Below are 17170 nucleotides of genomic sequence, written 5' to 3' on the forward strand. Positions count from 1 at the left end.
TCAACGCGATTCCGCGTTCAATGGACGTGCTCTAGCAGCGCCATCGACAATTGGAACGATGAAGGTGGCGCTACAGCAAAAGGATTCTTACAATGACACTCTTACTTTCCGAACCCCAGCATGAGCTTTAATGATTTTGAGGCCTGCGTGCGCTTCATTGGATATGATGGTATGATCTCCGTTCCATCTCTGATCGAGAAAAGCGCATCGGAACGAATGGGCGCAATTGCGACAACCCAAGCGTCGCTACTGACTACATTCGACGCATCGCGTAAGATGATCTTTGCAGTCGCAGGCAGGCTATATGACCAGTCTCACCAGACGTCCTATCGAATAAAACTACAGGATATGGGATAGAAATCTTACTTTTAAACAAGGATCCTGCCTTCAAGTGACCTTAATTGCTTCATTGTGATTGTATCGAATAAAGTGCATGATTAAATTGTAGAGAATAATTAAATAAGATTTTTTGCTTTATAAACACATATCTTTCCCCTAAATTGAAAGGATGACGAGATGTTTTCCATCATTAATACTGTAAATTTTAGTCCTGCAAACAACCGCTTACTTAAAATAATGCTTTCAAATGCTGGCTATGAAACCTTACGGATGCGGCCATTGCCGGGTCCTCTCTGGGAACAGTCACAAAGAGTATTAAAGCACTTCATGACGGGTGTCGTGCATTCCAAACAACTCTATGAATCGCCCCCGCCGGAAAGTGCAGCTGCTTACGGTATAGCGTAACTCGAACCAGCACCCTATTATGTGTCGAGAGCACCAATTTTTATCTGAAAATAGCGTCAGATTACAAGATGGATTCAAATTATGGCTAAAGGCCAAATGCGCGGTAATCGTGAAATTCGCAAGCCGAAGAAAGATAAGTCTGCTGTTAAAGAAATGGAGCAAAATCCATCACTTGGTCACTTTCCAACATTGAAAAAAGAAACGCTAAAAAACAAAAAATAATTATATAATTAATGGTATGAGCGGATAAAACTTGGACTCTACGTCACAATGCTAAGACTGTTTCGATATTCGATTGGGCTTCGAGCGCCAAGTGATATTTTGATTCGCTTCTCGTTGTGCCACCGAATGTAGCCATCAACTTCCTTGATAAACTGCTCGAGTGGAGTGTTCTTCCAATCGCTGGGATAAAAGAACTCTGTTTTTAGCCTGCCAAAGAAGCCTTCGCATGCAGCGTTATCTGGGGAGCACGCCTTACGGGACATTGAGCGCACCAGCTTCGCATCACTGATCCTCGATAGTCAACCCGGCCAGCGATAATGTGCACCGCGATCAGAATGTAATATTGGCCGCTCATCTCTACCTGAGACAGTTTCTATTACGGCATCGAGCATCGTGTTGACCAATGCCGCATCTGGTCTCGTTCCGAGTGACCAGCTGATAACCAAACCATCGAAACAGTCGATGATGGGTGAGAGATACACCTTGCCAGCCGGAATATGGAACTCCGTGATATCAGTCAGCCGTTTCTCGTTTGGGGCTGTGGCCTGGAAGTTACGACTAATAAGGTTCTCGGTTGCCGGACTGATTTCTCCCAGATAAGAGCGATATCGCCGCCACTTTGGCGTGGCAACGATCAGCTTCTCCTGTTTCATCAACCGCTGAACAACCTGTTGAGTTTAGCCTGATTTTGAGCCAGGTTACTATTTGGGTTAACCCACGCGAGGACGGAAATAGACATAGGATTTAAAAGAATACATGTGCTGTGTCGGATCAGCATTAAATATAAAACTGGTTCAAAATCAGGCTGCATTCAATGGTTTTGCACACTATGTCGGTCAGGTGAACAAATCGGTGATTTTCTGAAATCGGCCAACAGTCGGCATTGCGATAAGGTAGCGTGAGTGGCGCCTTAGAACAGGGACCTGTCGATGGTTTCTCGTCGCCCTTTTCAGTCGGGAAATATGGGCGTTGTAATTCGTCTATTTTTTTGCCAGAAAAACATCAGCTAGAGATGGAGAAGAGATGCAATGGCCAACATCCCTCTGACTCGTAGCCAGTTTCTTCTTCCATTTGTGGGTATACTTGACGAGCTGGGTGCGCCTACGAGCACGCTTTTGAAGAAAGCTCGGCTACCATTTTCTTTCGAAACAAAGCGCGATCTTTATGTTCCGGTATTGCCTGCAATCCAGTTTATCGAAACGGCCCAAAGCTCTCAGGGCATTACCGATTTCGGTTTCCTAGCCAGCCAGCGGCTGCATTTTTCTCATCTGAGAGAAAAAACCAGAGCACTGATCGCACACTCCCCGACATTGCTTGTTGCATTGCGGCATGCCTGTACCGAGGCTTCGAGGGAAGACACTATCCTGAGCATGTGGATCGAACGCGATAGTGACCATGTCCGGGTTTGCAGCAAGCTCGCAATAACAAAAGAACTTCAGCACCTGGAGCATGCACAATGGCTTCAGAATATTTTCTCGATCTATATTGTGCGGCAATTTACTGGTCCCAACTGGACACCGCCAGTAATGGCTTTTGAAGCGCACTATACGCCGAGTGAAGCGACGCAATCCTTCTGGCCAAATGTGCGCTTCATGTCTGGACAGCACGCGGCATGGATCAGCATACCTATCTCATGCCTTAGTCTCTCCAACCGTTTAGCTGGATCATTTCATCCAGTGCAGGATCAGGAGGATGGCCCCTCGGGCTATGATATCGTGGAACTTCTCAAACTGATGTTGCCATCTTATCTTGACGGAGGTGTTCCCACGCTTGCTGAGATCGCCGAGATGGCAGGCGTCAGTGCGCGTACCTTCCAGCGGAAACTCGCAAATGTTGATTTTGTGTATTCAGATATTTTGGATGCTGTGAGATTTGAGCGCTCAAGCAACTTATTACGTGAATCCGATTCCAAGATCATCGATATCGCATTTGCGTCTGGCTATTCTGACCCAGCCCACTTCACGCGAGCATTTCGCCGTATTTCCGGTGTAACCCCCCGCCAATTTCGTGAACAATCGCGATTGCGATAAGTGTTTCACCTGAAGCACCGTCGCCAGACTAAAGTTGGCACAAAATGGCAAGACTGATGATCTGTCCCTGCTAGAAGCGTTTGAAGACAACTTGTCCGCCAATCCCTCAATGATTGGTTAGATGTCGTTTGCATTGGTTCGTGTCACGCTCTGCGGCATAGCATCATCTTACGAATACAGGGCATATTCAGCGTTTGTTTAAAGGGGGAAAGATGCAGGGCATAAATGGACTGTTCAGTTGGTGCAAGCAATGCGGCACCATGATTATTACGATCGCGGGCTTTATTGCATTTAATACTGGCGCGGCGTGGTCCCAATCGTCGGCTGATGATCTTTCACAACAATTAGCAAATCCTCTGGCCAGTCTCATTAGCGTTCCTTTTCAAAATAACTTCGACTTTAAGGCTGGGTCTAACAAAGACGGTTTTGCCTACAGTCTCAACATTCAGCCTGTTATTCCATTCAGCTTAAACGACGATTGGAACGTTATTTCGCGCACAATTATACCAATCGCTTATCGGGATTATATGCCTGGTGGCAGCGTTTCAGGCTTAGGCGATATAAATGCCAGCTTTTTCTTGTCCCCGAAGAAAGCGGGGCCTGGCGGCTTGATATGGGGCGTCGGGCCGGTTTTTCTTCTTCCTACGGCGACCGACGATTATTTAGGTAGCGGGAAATTTGGTCTTGGCCCTACAGCGGTAGCACTTATTCAGGAAAAAGCGTGGACCGTCGGTGCGTTAGGTAATCATATTTGGTCTGTCGCGGGCCCTTCGGGCAGGCAAGACGTGAGTGCCAGCCTGTTGCAGCCGTTTGTTTCCTATAATTTCGGCCAGGGAAGATCGACGTCGCTCAGCGTGGATTCAACCTACGACTGGCAAGCGGAGCATTGGACAGTTCCAATTAATTTAGGCGCTACGCAGGTTTTCAAGGTGAACGATCAGGCCATGAGCCTTCAGGTAGGTGGGCGTTATTATGCTGATGGTCCTGCCGGTACGCCAGAGTGGGGACTGCGCACGACCCTGACATTCATGTTTCCTGAATAGCGAAATGACGAGGTCGGATGGAAATGTCACAAAATGGCAAGACTGGCAGTTCGCGAGTGTTAGAAGCGATCTGGATAGAGTTCAGTCAGCTGATCAAATAGTGATTTGCAGACCGTTCTGGATTGATCCCTGCCGCATTCTGCGAAGGGACGCCGTCATCGTTATTATGATTGTATGAAGAGGTATTCCATGTTCCGTTCGGTTGGGATCAGTCTCGTAGTTGCCTCGGTTGCATGGTCCGGTGGAGCATATGCCGAGACATTGGGTAGCACAGCGCCGGTCACCGTTGACAGTTTCGTTCGTGCTGAGACCGACCATTACCTTGCGGCCAATGTGAAGGACATAGGCCAGCTGGGCCAGTTTAAGCATGCTCGCGAGCCCGTGGCGATTGATAAGCAGACTGTTATCCGCATGAACCGCGACACCCTCTATTCGTTCGCTGTGTTTGATCTGGCGGCAGGACCAGTAACGATCTCTCTACCTGAGACGGGCAAGCGCTATATGTCGATGATGGTCGTTGATCAGGATCACTACCTGCCAATTGTCGCCTATGGTACGAAGCCGGTTACGCTAACACAGAAATTCGTTGGTACGAGATATGCTTTTGTGGCTGTCCGCACACTGGTGGACCCCAACGATCCAAAAGATCTTGATGAAGTCCATAAACTCCAGGATGCCATTAAGGTCAGCCAGAAGGAGCCGGGCCAGCTCGATATCCCAAACTGGGATGACGAGAGCCTGACAGAAATCCGAAATGCTCTGCTTGCGTTAGCAAAACATCAAACGTCGTATAACGGTTCCTTTGGAACCCGCAGTGCGGTCGATCCGATCCGTCATCTAATTGGTACAGCTTCCGGATGGGGCGGCATTCCAGAAAAAGACGCAATGTATCCAAGTTTTACGCCTGAGAAAAATGACGGAAAAACCGTCTATACTCTCAATGTGCCAAAGACCGTGCCGGTGAAGGCTTTCTGGTCGATCAGCGTTTACAACGCCAAAGGCTTCTTTGAGAAAAACGACTACAATGCCTATTCGATCAACAACCTTACGGCGACAAAAAATGCGGACGGATCGGTTACTGCGCAATTTGGTGGTTGTGATGGAAAAAAACCAAATTGCCTACCCGTTGTTGAGGGCTGGAACTACACTGTAAGGCTTTATCGGCCAGATCAAAATGTTGTTAGTGGCGAATGGAAATTTCCAGAAGCCGAACCGCGCCAAAACTAATTCACATCGGCAAGGCTAAGTTTACAGCTAAAACGACGCCTGGCGAAACGCGGAGTGTCCGTTATCTACATAACTATGACGGACATCCGCTTACGAGCAGCTTGAAACTATAAAACTAGGAGCACTTGAATGTTGTGGAAGGTCGGCCGAATGGCCTTGCTCACCGCTGTCGTATTCGCTGGCCAAGCTGTGAGTTCCGCCATCGCAGAAAATGACGCTGGCCCAAAAGTAACGGACCCGCATTTTCACCTCACGCCAGGCTATCTGCAGTCGAGTGAGCTTCCCAACAGTCTTGTTTTGCTGGGTTCGCCTCCAGCTGAGGGAAGTGCTGCACTGGCACGTGATGAGGCAGCAAGAGAGGCTACTATCGCACTACGCGGAAATGCGCGCTGGGATCAGGCACGGACAGATGCTGATTTGCAATTTCCCCAGCCTGCGAAGAATTTCTCATGTGCTATGGGAGTGGATATTAGTGAGGAGAAGACACCGCATCTCTATAATTTGATGCAACGAGTTCTTACTGATGCGGGTCTTTCGACCTATGGCATCAAGAACAAATATAATAGAACTCGACCTTTCGTCGTGCACAACGAAGGTACATGTCAGCCAGACGAAGAAGATGTGTTGCGTCAAGACGGTTCCTACCCGTCGGGGCATACGGCTGCGGGATGGGCATGGGCGCTCACATTGGCCGAAGTCAATCCAAAGCGCGCGGATGAATTGTTCAAGCGCGGCTTATCGTTTGGACAAAGCAGGGTGATCTGTAACGCTCACTGGCAAAGCGATGTAGATGCCGGGCGCATTATGGGGGCTGCAACAGTTGCTAAATTACACAGCAGTCCCGAATTCCTTGCTGATATGCAGGCCGCGCGCAAAGAATTGGAAACAGCGAACAGTCCAACTGTTGATTGTGCTGTTGAGGATGAGGTGCTGTCCCAGCAAACTCAATGATAACCCATTCCTCAACTAATCACCGAGGCAAAGTTTCGGGGGGACAATGCATCACTTTAGACTTTTCGTGATTTCGCTGACTGCATTGATTGGTAGTCAGTATATGGCCATTGCTGCCGATGTTCCGGTGGAGCCTGCCGTGTCTCAGACTGCAGGGCAAGAAGTCGAACCGGACGGGTGGCGGTTTAGTGCAAGTCCTTACTTCTGGGCTGCAGGCGTCAGCGGCACAGCAGGTCAATTTGGGCTGCCGCCCGTAAAAATGAATTCTGACTTCGGAAGCCTCTTCAAAGAACTCGACTTCTCGTTCATGGGTGTCATTGAAGGGCATTATGAGAGCTATAGCCTGCTCACTGATATCATCTATACAAAAATTTCTGCAGGCGGTCGGACCCCTTACGGGGTGTTGAGCAACAGTGTTGATATAAAATCTGAGACGTTTTCCGGCTTTTTTGGTGGAGGCTACAGCCTTCTCCAAGAGGGTAAAAGCCGTCTTGATATGGTTGCAGGCGCGCGCGTCTGGTACGCGAGTACGGAAATCTCTTTCGATGGTGGATTATTCGACGGGCACAGCGGGCGCGACAGCGCTGCATGGGTTGATGCTGTGGCTGGAATGCGCGGTAAGTACTTTCTGACGAATGACTTTTACTTCAGTGGTTGGGGTGTTGTGGGTGGGGGGCAGGCCAAAATGGATTGGGATGTTGCCGGAACATTCGGATACCAGTTCAAGGAAAATCTATCTGCCGTTGCAGGCTACCGTGCACTCGGTGTCGATTATAGTCACGATGGTTTCGTTTATGATGTGGTTCAAAAAGGGCCGATACTTGGACTGGTGGTACATTTTTAAGGCCTTGTTGCATGGATCAGAAAACAGGCGAGTGAACCCTACCCAGGGAATATTTATGCGATGCGTTGGAACTCTGGACGATCAAGTTCAGTCATCCGGTTGAGAACACGGACGCCGATCTTTGCCTCTGTTTTCTGGTTATCGAAATTCCTCGCTTGGAGTTTTTGGCCGATCACGGTCTTCCATCGATCCATTTGTGTCTCACCACGGCTGCGCCGATTGTAGCCGGATGATTGCTGCCAGGCGGTCCGACCTTTGGTCTTAATCTGGGCTATATGACGATTTCGGACTGAGGGATTGAGCGCGGCTTGCGGGCTTGAAACTGCTGTTTTAGGAGGAGGAATAACGATGTTCACTTTTGCCCCAAAGCGTGCCACCAGAAGATTATGGGTTGGCGCTCCATCATAAGCACCATCGGCAATGAACGTATCAACGGGGTCATCCACTTGGTCCAGAAGGCCGGGCAAAGCTGTCGGGTCGCCAACATCATCTGTCGTCAGATCGGAGCAGATAATCATGCCGCTGGCGAGATCAAGGCCGAGATGAAGTTTACGCCACTTTTTGCGTTTAACTCTGACTTTGTACTTGTTTTCCAGCCATTCGCCCGCACCGAAGATCTTTAATCCTGTACTGTCGACCACCAAATGAACCGGCTCCCTGTTTGTGGAGTGATGGTTTGCGGAAGACAATACCAATCCTTTGCCACGGCGTGACAAAGTGGAAAAATCCGGCACAGCAATATCAATCCCCATCAGCCGCGCGACAGAGCGCATCAGACCTTGGGTCTGGCGCAGTGGTAGTTGATAGACAACGCGCAAGGTCAAGCACAGTGTAATTGCCAGATCCGAGTATTTGGGCTGGCCACCTCGAGATTTCCTGCGTGCCGCAAACCACAAACATAACGCCGCCTCACTCGCCGATATGGTCAAATCACCACGGCGACGCAGGCTTTTATTATAGACTGGCCAGTTTGTTACCTTGAACTTCTGTTTGGGTATCTTGTCGCGTCGCTTGGCATTAAACTTATGCGGCATCAACTGTGTCCTGAGAAGGTAAACTGGCCCAGCATATCAGCTCATCCGTGATCCCTGCAACAACGCCCATCCGAACCGCCTCTCCATGTTAGTGGTGGACGATGATAGCGCCGTGAAGACAATTTTTTATCAGTTTGTAACTTATCGTGGCAGAACTGGTAATCAAGACCCTCAAACATGTCTTTCCTAATCAGCGCGCTCGTGATCGATATCCGCTTACGGATCACAAGAAGTGGACAGGACACTCTCCGTCACGGACAACCGTATCGGCATGGCTACGTGAAGCGAAACGCGGGCAATCCCAACGCTAATATTCCGGCACTCTCCTAGGAACTTATCTCCTTTTCAAACGCTATATCCTTGCGGCGATATACTCCCTGCCCACATGTAGAATTAGGAAAATAGATGTTTATTGGCAATGCGGGCTACGAGGAACTTGAGGCCAGCGATGCCGATAAGGTCATTGGCATTCTGGAGTCGAGAATTGACCTCGATCTGGTGTTAACCGAAATTGAGATGTGGGCAGCCATGGATAAAATTAAGCTATCCCATTACATCCGCGACATGCGACCACCAGTCAGGCTGATTGTCGCTTCCGGCATCGTGATCCTTGAAGAAAGCATCCTTCCCGATAGAAGCCGGTTCTTTCCTATACGATGTAACAGCCATGGGATCACAGACGCCATGCCCTGTGTACTTCCGAATCACGATCGGTTCTCTACAGACAGATATGGCTAAAGCTGAACGCTTACGACCAGTATAGCCCTGAGGATTTAATATGAGAGCATCATCCATTATGATTACGTTTTTGTCTATCGGTCGGTGAGCCGGATGAAGCTGAGCGTCCACCACACCACGACCTACAGTTATGCGCGTCCTGTCGTGCTCCAACAGCATCGTATGATGTTGCGCCCGCGCAGCAGTCACGACATCACCGTATCGGCGAGTTCGCTGATCTTGGCTCCGCTTGCGGAAATCCACTGGACGCAAGATGTGTTCGGCAACCTGATCGCCACCGCCCGGTTCACTAGGCCGACCGACGAACTCATCATCGCAAGTCATTTGATCATTGAGCAGCAGGCTATAGAATGGCCAATATTCCAGATCGCGCCGGAGGCTCATTCGTTCCCGTTCCAGTACTCCGCCGACGATATGGCCGATCTGGGTGCATTCCGTATTCCAGAACACGCCGATCCAGCCAGAAAAATGGAGAAATGGGCGCGAGCCTTCGTCCAAGGTGTGCCGACAGACACGCTCTCGCTACTGAAGGATATCAACGCCTGCATCCTTGGGTCCGTAAAGTATCGCATCCGCGACGACGAAGGGACACAAACACCGCTGGACACGCTGGCATTGGCCAACGGCTCGTGTCGGGACATTGCCGCGCTGTTCATCGCGGCGGTTCGCCATCTCGGTTTTGGCGCCCGCGCCGTGTCGGGCTATCTCTTTGATCCGCAAATTCATGCCGATAATCCCGGTTCGACCCATGCCTGGGCGGAGGTTTATCTGCCCGGTGCCGGATGGATCGCTTTCGATCCGACCCATCGCCGTCTCGGCGGGGCAAGCCTCATTCCGGTGGCGGTCGCCCGCAGCAATCGCCAGATAATGCCTGTCGTCGGCGGCTATATCGGCAATGTGGAGGATTTTGTCGCCATGGATGTTACGGTGAGCGTCGGGCCGGCAGCCTAAACGCTTTGCTACCGCCTTCTGAGAGACGAGGAGTATCAAAACCCAGCCTGAAAAGACCCGTTCGCACCTCACAGGCGCTCATGAACAGATACCAAAGCAGTCCGTTGCGGAAATTATCGATCATGATGGTGATCGGTCCATGATTGATCCCCAGATAGGTCCGGACATACCAGTTGCGGCTTTCAGAGAAAGCATCGACGAAACCGAACCGTCCTAAGATGCGATGCTTCGGTCTGGTCAGGAAATGTCGCAATGCGCGCATCGTCTCGTCCGCTGCATAAGGAAAGCTGGAAAGCGCCGCGCTCGGCGTGATCACGCCGATATCCTTGCCAAGCGCCTCGTGGGCAATGGCTCGACGTCAGCCCCAGCAATCGAGGCCACAGAATGAATAATGCGCGATGAATAGCGTACCACTATGATCCATACCGAGCGGCAGTTCAATGCCGTGGTATTTTCGCCCATTCCGAAAAGCCTGTCCCAAGGTCAACCCCTCATGATAAACCGTCGCGTTCATGTAATGGTCCGGCGAACCCGAGGCAAGCACATAGGTCAGCAACCCGTCGCTGCGTTCGGAGTTTATTTGATTCATCGACCACTTATGCCGGCGGCTCCGGCGCCAATAGATCCGACTTTCACCATACGGTCGATACCAATCCTACTCTGCCTGAAACCAGAGACGGTTAATTCGTCGGTGACGAAGGCCGCGCTCCGGTGTGGTATCAAGGTTCAAATATTGGCGTGCGCATAATAAAAGTCAATGAAACACCAACGCGCTTTCAGCAACGTCACCTCCATCGTCCTTACGGCTAACGCACAGACAGGCGGGACACATGGCCGCTAATAATAAAGACAAACGACATAAAGAAAACACTTGCAAGTCAGTGGCTGTCCGCAAATGGCAATACCCGAAAAGCACTCTGAATACTTCAGTAGTCGTTACAGACCGATATACTGATCGGAGCGAGCGTCGCCGAAGCCAGCTGGCCAGCGTTCTTGTGCGGACGCGACAAGAGGCCGGACCTATGCACACTAGCGATCAGATCATATCCTCTCAATAATCGTGCAGGAAAACCACCGTCCACGTTTGAAGCATAACTTCATCGGTTCAATTGCCGCTTTTCGTGCAATGCTAGCCACGACCCTTCATGGCACGGACACCTTCAGTGACAGAAAGATGCAGCGGTATACACGTGGCCGTGACTGCCAATGTCGTAGTAAATACCGCTTTAAAGAAAGTACAACTCTCGTCTTCTGACCGGTCTATTTTCTTCAAAGCGGTATGTACAACAAGGCAACGTGCTGAAGCAATCTTCGACTAACGACGAAGGTATTGAACAAAGTATTGGAAAATCAATTTCTAGATCAGGCGATGTCACTGGTGCCAGCGCCGATTTTAGCTGTGTCACGTTCCATCGCATCTTCGATCTCCATTGATGAGACCTGAAGGAACCGACGGTGGATCGATGCGACCGAGACAGCGGGAAGCTCAAGATGCGTCGCAACTTTACGATACGCCGTGAAGCTCAAGCTTTCTATCAACTCCTCGTCCACCACCAGGCGATACGTGCCCGCTCCCAATGGCTCCGAACAGGACTTCAGACGAAATGGATATTTGAACGTGACTTCGGTTTCCGTGGTTCTTGCGGTCATCTTGAACACCACCTCTCAGCCTTACGTGCTTTTGCCTATCAAAACCACCCCTCGGCCATGATGTACCCAATCATGGCGAGGCTCGCTGCAAATAACAAGTAATTGGCAATGGTGGCGTATTTGGGTGTCTTCGAATAATAGAATAGGGAAGACATGGCGTCCTCCTCGCTTGGGGCCAGGGTAATCAACCCTCAAACAGTAGCGCCCGTAAAATGGCTGCTGGAATTACTACCATGAACCTATATCCCTCCTTTAGCAACCCATTGTTTTGGTGATATAGGCGCAGCTCACAGTTGAACTTGTGCCATTTTATATCGCCTCACAATCTCGTTTGGATGGTTCTTTGTTCCAGTTCAGCAGCTGATATTTGTCGAAGTATAGTATGATCTCTGCCAAACGAATTAAAGCTCTTAATATATTTGAAAAGCGCATCAGTTAACTGCTCGCGTGTCTGCCATGCATTCCACCAAATTATCTGCATGTTGAATTCAGACTGAATTAGACCGAGTTTGTGTTAATGCTGATCATCCCCATCGCAGCTATCCAATTGGATCCATAATCTATTTCCGTCTTTGGTTGGGTTGAGTTCTACCCATAATGAAAACCCGTCTCAAAATCAGGCAAAACATTGGTTATGGACTGAAACCAGACTAAAATGACCTGAACAAATATCTGTGCAGGTTTGGAACACTCAGTTTTTTTAAGCAAGAAAGGTGGCGGTTTCACCACTCCAATCAAAGATACTGAGAAACAAAAGAAGTAACTTCAAACGCTTGACTAACGCGGCTGGATGATAATTCGAGGTAGACGGTTGCGGCCTTCCTTATCGCTAAACGAACAAGCCACACGTAGATGCAACTGCCTTATTTGCTTATGTGTGGATTAAAGCGCACAGTGATTATCACGGCAGCATTTGGAGCGGGCGCTGTCGTTCAAGTCAAGACGGCCTAGCCCTCAACCAGAGAGGACGTAATGTCTTCCACCTACCTAGACGCTACCGATAATGGATTGATTTCGAAAATCCTTCGGAAAGCCCGGTTGCCAAACGATACGCAGGATTTACGCACGGCAGCCACACGCTATTTCGCACGGCAACTTCTAGAAGGCACTTATCACGAAGATCGTCTAAGAATTGCGTTAGACCAGTTCATCAAGAACCATAAAGCAATGGATCAAGCTGTTGATCGATAGCGCGATGAAGGCGGCGCATCTTAAAGTTCAAGATATAAACTTTAATCCCAATGCTTTCGACGTTTAACGCCGACATGCTAAGGTGGCGGCTGTTTTCACTTACAGATAGGGAGCCCACGATTCGGCTAAGGTCAAATACTAGCTTGCTAGTTTTCAGGTTCCCTGTAAACTTGGTAAATGAAAATCTCGGCCCAGAACGCTTATAAGCTCGTTCTTACTGCCGTGCACGTTGATGGAACCCTTGTAGAGCCATTTACGGCTCGGGATTTACGTCGAATTATACCAAATTGGAATTACACCGATTATTTCGGCTTTCTCGCCTATAACAGTGATTACAACTTACCGATAGAAGTGGCGCTTTTCATCCGAGTAGATAGAGGGTCTTATTTCCTCAACAGCTATTCAAAGCCGCCATCCGAAGATTAGACTTCAGATCAAAGGCCCGCGTGAGCGAGGCTAAATTAACCAGAAGCAACAGGCTCAGCCTTAATGCAGCCTTAAATTGTTTTACTGGAGCATAAGCCGCGTGATGGTTATCGCAACAGCAATTGAAACGGGCTCTGTTGCTCAGACTTAGAATGACAGGCCCGCAACAAAGGAGGGCGTTATATCTTCCGACAACAACATTTTAGTCTTTCAGCCGGATCGCACTCGCATTCTCAATAGAATTCTTACCAACGCGAAATACGCAACTGAGAACGTGAGACCTCTATCCGACCCTCTTCGCAAGCGCCCCACGACAGTCCTGAAGGATTTCATGGCTGGGCTGATAGTTGATGTAATCCATACGTTTTAATGCATCGACCGAAACATATGCTGCTTCCGCAAACCGAGAGCACCAAAACAATCGTATTTGAACCAATAACTTGAATTGATCAGACGACGAACCTTAACACGCGTTATGGAAAGCGACATGATGTCAAGAGGAACAATGCGCAGTAACCGATAAATTCGGAAGCCTAAGAAAGATAAGTTAGAATCGACGCCTAACGTATCTAAACCTTCAACTATCCTACATCGCATCAAAGACACCGAGATCGTAAAAAATAGAGTCTTAGATTAAAAAGAACCGCCTATCATAGTCCATGCTAGGCGGTGACTGACCTGTTATTCAAGGAAGCGTCAGTTAGGCACAAGTCCATCAAAGCAATCCGCCGGGGCGCGCCGAAACATGGCGGGCCTATTCTGGACTTCGTAGAAATACATGACCTATCTATCTGATAGTCCAAGTTCTTGTCCGCCCCCATCTGGCTCACTTCTAAGTGGAAATCAACAAAATGACCAAATCAAGAGGCGCAATTACACGCTTAGAAAGGGTTTGAACCGGTGACCATGCAATTAAGATGCGCTGATTGCCAATCAGGAATTCTTGCTCTTACCCGGGTCGATGGAGCGCCTGTCCGCACAAGTGCCAGCGATGACCCGCGCGTTTGCGGCTATTTCAATTTTTGCAACAGACATGCTTGTGCGAATTATTCACGACCTCCAAAAACAAGATGTCGATCGTCGTTTAGCGTCTGTTCTTCGCAGAATGGCATGGACGGATAATGCATCTATAACGATATCTCAGGACAGCTTAGGGGGCTTGGCGAACGCATCGCGCAAGCAAACCAATGCTGCGCTCCAGATATTCACCAATGCTGGCTGGATATTGAGAGGGTATCGCTCGATTACGGTCTTAAATCTGAAAGCCCTCGAACGCTTCTCAGAAATGCCGCATGGAGATTGTTTCTTGATTGCAACCATCTCAAAACAGATCCGAACGCCCTTTCTACCGAGCTGAGTACCAGAATGCAGCAGCCTAGATTGCAGTAGTGCTCAATAACATGGGCATGCGCGAACATGGTAGGTACGGATGCACTCGCCGCGCCACTTCAAAGTGCAAATTCAACCCCTGGGGGTAGTGCGGAAATGCATGACTCCTTTTGTTTACAACTTTGAATTACGAACCTGCAATAATTCTCGCCAAAATTGCTGACAATGGTGTTATACTCAAAATCCAACGCATAATTATGTGCGTTCGATCGTTGAAGATCGGATATCATCATGAACCGATTTGAATTGTTGAGGCCCGCACTCGGCGGAGCATTAGTTGATGTCAAAGCGGCAATTACTATGAGCTTTTCCGTTGGCAGTTGGGTCACACCGGCACTTCTTAGCGCGTTATTGCATCCAGCATAACTGACTCCGTAACACTCGCGCTACCGCCTTACTGTCTCGAGAAATCAAGAAGCGATCCGGCTGCTGTTAATATCCTAGATGAGTTTAAGGCTACCCCGGCATATTCTCACCCCATACTTATCGAGAAGGCAGGGTGGCCAACCCAATGAAGCGCTAGCAACGAACTCGCCAGGAACCCTGTAGTGTAAACCGGGAATCGAATTAGGAGGCTCTAATGGAAAAACATCATGACCCTGTCATTGGATTAGAAACTGTTTCTGTGCGTCCACGTCACGATGATGACACGACGGCCAGTAGAAGCGACATCAAAAATGCTCGTGCGCAAATGACCTCTCCATCAAAGGATTGGACGCAGCTTGCGAACATTCTGCGGCGTTCGTGCGGTGGGTTCTCACGTTCCCGCTCGATGCACCATTGTTTACCGAGGAGTAAACGCAATGACTAATGACATCACGGCGCTGGAACGAAAGGTTCTTGCACACGAGCAAATACTTCAAGTTCTCATCGGTCACTTGGCCGAAAGTGAACCCAAATTTCTTGATCGACTAAAGGCGGTGTTCACACGCCATCAAATACCTGGTTCAAACGAAAAAGATGATATTAATACAGCGCAGTATGCTGAACGATTTATTCGCGAAATTGAAAGATTTCGATAATGTTATGAGAAGCAATAATGTTCATATCGGTATGATTATATAAAAGATTCTTTACACTTATATTAAATAATAAATGTCTCTTGCTATATAACGCTAAAAGGCGCACTGTTTACTATCAGCAGCAATTGAAACGGGCGCTGTCGCTGGGAGATATACCCCGATCTCCGGCCCCAACCATGAAGGGAGACATGTGATGTCTTCCGCTTCACAACTGCCCTACTTTGGTCCTAAAGATTTTCCTTTGCTTCGCGCCTTTCTGCAACGCTCCGGCTATTCGCTGGAGGGATGCGAAAAACCAGAAACCCGCCTTGAAGCCGCTAAACACCTTAGTGAAATATTCAGCGATGGGCGCCACGATCCTGTCCAGATGCTGGACATGCTTTTGGCAATTCGCGCCCAACGCTTGTCTCAATCCACTCAAAGAGATCTGGAAGCCTGGGAGAATGAGGGTGGATATACAGCCCCGCAGGTCACGGCAAAAGCCTCAGTTCTCCGTTGGCCTCCGCGAAAGAGGCTCCGATTGAGGCTGCTCCATGTCTGATATGTTGCGCTCCCCAGCATCAGACGTTGAGGGAAGAGATCAGAAGATGGAGTTTCGCCACAACCTTATCGATCCCATGATCCGGATTACTGTACGGACAGAAAACAGGGGCCACGAACCGTGCAGCGCAAGATGTTTAGCTAAACACATGCCTTCAATGCATTTACCTCCATTGAAAAGGTATCTGAGCTCCAGCGCGGCGACGTCGCATCGGGACAGTAAGGACAACTTCGTGCGCGTCAATCGGGGTTGGTATCGTCTTAATGACACGTGATCAATCTGGCAAAGAGGAAAAGCCTGTCCAAAAATCGTCGCATCGTAACGTGGGCGTTTATCTGATCGCGTTTATCATAATATCCATTGATATTGGATTGGTCGCATGGGTGCTCAGCGCCTACGTCTATTAGGTATATCCAATCATTGGGGGACTGGAACGCTGGCTTTATTACAGAACGATGTTGGCACTTCTATGTATGTCGTCGTTTCGTACATCCATGCTTCGCAACCTATTCATTCCTCTCCAAATAACGTCCTTTGTAAACATCGTCTCGCCTTGAGTGAGGGTTGAAATGCTGTAATGAACAGTCTCTATGTTGTTTGTTTTGCAACAAGCTCGCATTTTGAAAAAATCACTAATCATTGGGATACCAAAAGAATATATTAAATGTAAAAATATCTAAATATCGTGCGTCATAATAATGTTATTGATTTTCTATATAATTATATATTGATGACGTAAAAATGCATTACTCTGATTATGGAATTTAAACTGGAAATCCGTGCACGACAGACAATGGATATTCGACCTCCATTGTTAGATGATTGACCTCTGAGTTTTTTGTCAGGATGATATTATCACATAGCGAACCGGTAACGGTATAGATAATGTCGTTTGGTTTTGGTCAAATTTTCAGTATTGGTAGATAAAAATCCCACCATAAATTTCACTGATGCAACTTTTTCTTTGGGCTTTTATTGCTTCGTTTTTCTTATTTCTCGGCTACTTTGGCTTTGTCTTTTGAATATACTCCAAACATTCTGTTCTTAATTGAACGATCATTGCTTATAAGCGTCTTTATTGTTGTGGAGCTTCAAATTGCGACTGGAAATCCTTCCACATTTCCAGCTGTATCTAGAGCACGTCCATTGAACGCGGAATCGCGTTGG

17 protein-coding genes and 2 pseudogenes are annotated in these 17170 nt (G+C 48.5%); 14 read left to right on the forward strand and 5 right to left on the reverse strand.

All coding sequences use genetic code 11. The features are described 5' to 3' along the window. Positions 1-117: 117 nt before the first annotated feature. From ACOZHT_RS24100 to ACOZHT_RS24110, 3 genes and pseudogenes are all read left to right on the forward strand, one after another. Positions 118-357 (forward strand): annotated as a pseudogene (locus ACOZHT_RS24100) (DUF1488 family protein); the annotation flags it as partial. A 159-nt stretch (positions 358-516) separates the two neighbouring features. Beyond that, the gene (locus tag ACOZHT_RS24105) at positions 517-744 is read left to right on the forward strand and encodes a hypothetical protein (RefSeq protein WP_339514408.1); all 228 of its coding nucleotides are present in this window, start codon (positions 517-519) and stop codon (positions 742-744) included. Between the two features lie 81 nt (positions 745-825). Further along, positions 826-966, forward strand: a complete 141-nt coding sequence (locus ACOZHT_RS24110; RefSeq protein ID WP_339514410.1) for a hypothetical protein — start codon at positions 826-828, stop codon at positions 964-966. Between the two features lie 38 nt (positions 967-1004). Here ACOZHT_RS24110 and ACOZHT_RS24115 read toward each other — a convergent pair. Then, a pseudogene (locus ACOZHT_RS24115) lies at positions 1005-1643 on the reverse strand (IS3 family transposase); the annotation flags it as partial. A 351-nt stretch (positions 1644-1994) separates the two neighbouring features. Between ACOZHT_RS24115 and ACOZHT_RS24120 the strand changes: the two are divergent. The 5 genes from ACOZHT_RS24120 (at position 1995) to ACOZHT_RS24140 (ending at position 7061) form a co-directional block, all read left to right on the forward strand. Next, positions 1995-2996, forward strand: coding sequence for a helix-turn-helix transcriptional regulator (locus ACOZHT_RS24120; RefSeq protein ID WP_421567072.1), 1002 nt, complete (start codon positions 1995-1997; stop codon positions 2994-2996). A gap of 212 nt (positions 2997-3208) precedes the next feature. Then, positions 3209-4039 (forward strand): transporter, encoded by an 831-nt coding sequence (locus tag ACOZHT_RS24125; RefSeq protein WP_339514414.1) that lies wholly within the window; start codon positions 3209-3211, stop codon positions 4037-4039. Positions 4040-4228: 189 nt separating this feature from the next. After that, positions 4229-5266 carry a DUF1254 domain-containing protein gene (locus ACOZHT_RS24130; RefSeq protein ID WP_339514416.1) on the forward strand — a complete coding sequence of 346 codons (1038 nt, stop codon included), beginning with the start codon at positions 4229-4231 and terminating at the stop codon, positions 5264-5266. Between the two features lie 129 nt (positions 5267-5395). Then, a complete protein-coding gene (locus tag ACOZHT_RS24135) occupies positions 5396-6217 on the forward strand; it encodes a phosphatase PAP2 family protein (RefSeq protein ID WP_339514418.1) in 822 nt (273 codons plus the stop codon). Positions 6218-6263: 46 nt separating this feature from the next. After that, positions 6264-7061: a hypothetical protein gene (locus tag ACOZHT_RS24140; RefSeq protein WP_339514420.1), complete on the forward strand. Its 798-nt coding sequence runs from the start codon at positions 6264-6266 to the stop codon at positions 7059-7061. Positions 7062-7114: 53 nt separating this feature from the next. Here the strand turns inward: ACOZHT_RS24140 and ACOZHT_RS24145 are convergent, their stop codons facing one another. Next, on the reverse strand, positions 7115-8095 hold the full coding sequence (locus ACOZHT_RS24145) for an IS5 family transposase (protein ID WP_339514422.1): 981 nt from the start codon (positions 8093-8095) through the stop codon (positions 7115-7117). Between the two features lie 405 nt (positions 8096-8500). Here ACOZHT_RS24145 and ACOZHT_RS24150 point away from each other — a divergent pair, with 405 nt between their 5' ends. Then, positions 8501-8833, forward strand: coding sequence for a response regulator (locus ACOZHT_RS24150; RefSeq protein ID WP_339514424.1), 333 nt, complete (start codon positions 8501-8503; stop codon positions 8831-8833). Positions 8834-8926: 93 nt separating this feature from the next. Then, positions 8927-9784, forward strand: a complete 858-nt coding sequence (locus ACOZHT_RS24155) for a transglutaminase family protein (RefSeq protein ID WP_421567076.1) — start codon at positions 8927-8929, stop codon at positions 9782-9784. Here the strand turns inward: ACOZHT_RS24155 and ACOZHT_RS24160 are convergent. The 3 genes from ACOZHT_RS24160 to ACOZHT_RS24170 all read right to left on the reverse strand — a co-directional run bounded on the left by ACOZHT_RS24160 (position 9756) and on the right by ACOZHT_RS24170 (position 11434). Further along, positions 9756-10100, reverse strand: coding sequence for a glucoamylase family protein (locus ACOZHT_RS24160; RefSeq protein ID WP_339514428.1), 345 nt, complete (start codon positions 10098-10100; stop codon positions 9756-9758). The two genes, ACOZHT_RS24155 and ACOZHT_RS24160, sit on opposite strands and share 29 nt — an antisense overlap. A gap of 42 nt (positions 10101-10142) precedes the next feature. Beyond that, positions 10143-10373, reverse strand: coding sequence for a glucoamylase family protein (locus tag ACOZHT_RS24165; protein ID WP_339514430.1), 231 nt, complete (start codon positions 10371-10373; stop codon positions 10143-10145). A gap of 773 nt (positions 10374-11146) precedes the next feature. Further along, entirely contained in the window at positions 11147-11434 is a 288-nt protein-coding gene (locus ACOZHT_RS24170; protein ID WP_339514432.1) for a hypothetical protein, read from the reverse strand. 972 nt (positions 11435-12406) lie between these two features. On the opposite strand from ACOZHT_RS24170, the gene ACOZHT_RS24175 reads away from it, so the two are divergent. The 4 genes from ACOZHT_RS24175 (at position 12407) to ACOZHT_RS24190 (ending at position 16003) form a co-directional block, all read left to right on the forward strand. Beyond that, on the forward strand, positions 12407-12625 hold the full coding sequence (locus ACOZHT_RS24175; RefSeq protein WP_339514434.1) for a hypothetical protein: 219 nt from the start codon (positions 12407-12409) through the stop codon (positions 12623-12625). A gap of 1417 nt (positions 12626-14042) precedes the next feature. Then, positions 14043-14408 carry a helix-turn-helix domain-containing protein gene (locus ACOZHT_RS24180; protein WP_421567079.1) on the forward strand — a complete coding sequence of 122 codons (366 nt, stop codon included), beginning with the start codon at positions 14043-14045 and terminating at the stop codon, positions 14406-14408. An 835-nt stretch (positions 14409-15243) separates the two neighbouring features. Beyond that, positions 15244-15462, forward strand: a complete 219-nt coding sequence (locus ACOZHT_RS24185; protein ID WP_339514438.1) for a hypothetical protein — start codon at positions 15244-15246, stop codon at positions 15460-15462. A gap of 193 nt (positions 15463-15655) precedes the next feature. Further along, entirely contained in the window at positions 15656-16003 is a 348-nt protein-coding gene (locus ACOZHT_RS24190; protein ID WP_421567081.1) for a hypothetical protein, read from the forward strand. Positions 16004-17170 lie beyond the last annotated feature (1167 nt).

The sequence above is a fragment of the Ochrobactrum sp. EDr1-4 genome, assembly GCF_049199085.1.
Lineage (GTDB): Bacteria > Pseudomonadota > Alphaproteobacteria > Rhizobiales > Rhizobiaceae > Brucella.

Bases quoted from the DNA above. Each gene is read 5' to 3' on its own strand.
- ACOZHT_RS24180 (WP_421567079.1), top strand. From the start codon at position 14,043: ATGACCCGCGCGTTTGCGGCTATTTCAATTTTTGCAACAGACATGCTT.
- ACOZHT_RS24125 (WP_339514414.1), top strand. From the start codon at position 3,209: ATGCAGGGCATAAATGGACTGTTCAGTTGGTGCAAGCAATGCGGCACC.
- ACOZHT_RS24105 (WP_339514408.1), top strand. From the start codon at position 517: ATGTTTTCCATCATTAATACTGTAAATTTTAGTCCTGCAAACAACCGC.
- ACOZHT_RS24120 (WP_421567072.1), top strand. From the start codon at position 1,995: ATGGCCAACATCCCTCTGACTCGTAGCCAGTTTCTTCTTCCATTTGTG.
- ACOZHT_RS24145 (WP_339514422.1), bottom strand. From the start codon at position 8,095: ATGCCGCATAAGTTTAATGCCAAGCGACGCGACAAGATACCCAAACAG.
- ACOZHT_RS24140 (WP_339514420.1), top strand. From the start codon at position 6,264: ATGCATCACTTTAGACTTTTCGTGATTTCGCTGACTGCATTGATTGGT.
- ACOZHT_RS24190 (WP_421567081.1), top strand. From the start codon at position 15,656: ATGTCTTCCGCTTCACAACTGCCCTACTTTGGTCCTAAAGATTTTCCT.
- ACOZHT_RS24135 (WP_339514418.1), top strand. From the start codon at position 5,396: ATGTTGTGGAAGGTCGGCCGAATGGCCTTGCTCACCGCTGTCGTATTC.
- ACOZHT_RS24170 (WP_339514432.1), bottom strand. From the start codon at position 11,434: ATGACCGCAAGAACCACGGAAACCGAAGTCACGTTCAAATATCCATTT.
- ACOZHT_RS24155 (WP_421567076.1), top strand. From the start codon at position 8,927: ATGAAGCTGAGCGTCCACCACACCACGACCTACAGTTATGCGCGTCCT.
- ACOZHT_RS24165 (WP_339514430.1), bottom strand. From the start codon at position 10,373: ATGAATCAAATAAACTCCGAACGCAGCGACGGGTTGCTGACCTATGTG.
- ACOZHT_RS24130 (WP_339514416.1), top strand. From the start codon at position 4,229: ATGTTCCGTTCGGTTGGGATCAGTCTCGTAGTTGCCTCGGTTGCATGG.
- ACOZHT_RS24150 (WP_339514424.1), top strand. From the start codon at position 8,501: ATGTTTATTGGCAATGCGGGCTACGAGGAACTTGAGGCCAGCGATGCC.
- ACOZHT_RS24185 (WP_339514438.1), top strand. From the start codon at position 15,244: ATGACTAATGACATCACGGCGCTGGAACGAAAGGTTCTTGCACACGAG.
- ACOZHT_RS24175 (WP_339514434.1), top strand. From the start codon at position 12,407: ATGTCTTCCACCTACCTAGACGCTACCGATAATGGATTGATTTCGAAA.
- ACOZHT_RS24110 (WP_339514410.1), top strand. From the start codon at position 826: ATGGCTAAAGGCCAAATGCGCGGTAATCGTGAAATTCGCAAGCCGAAG.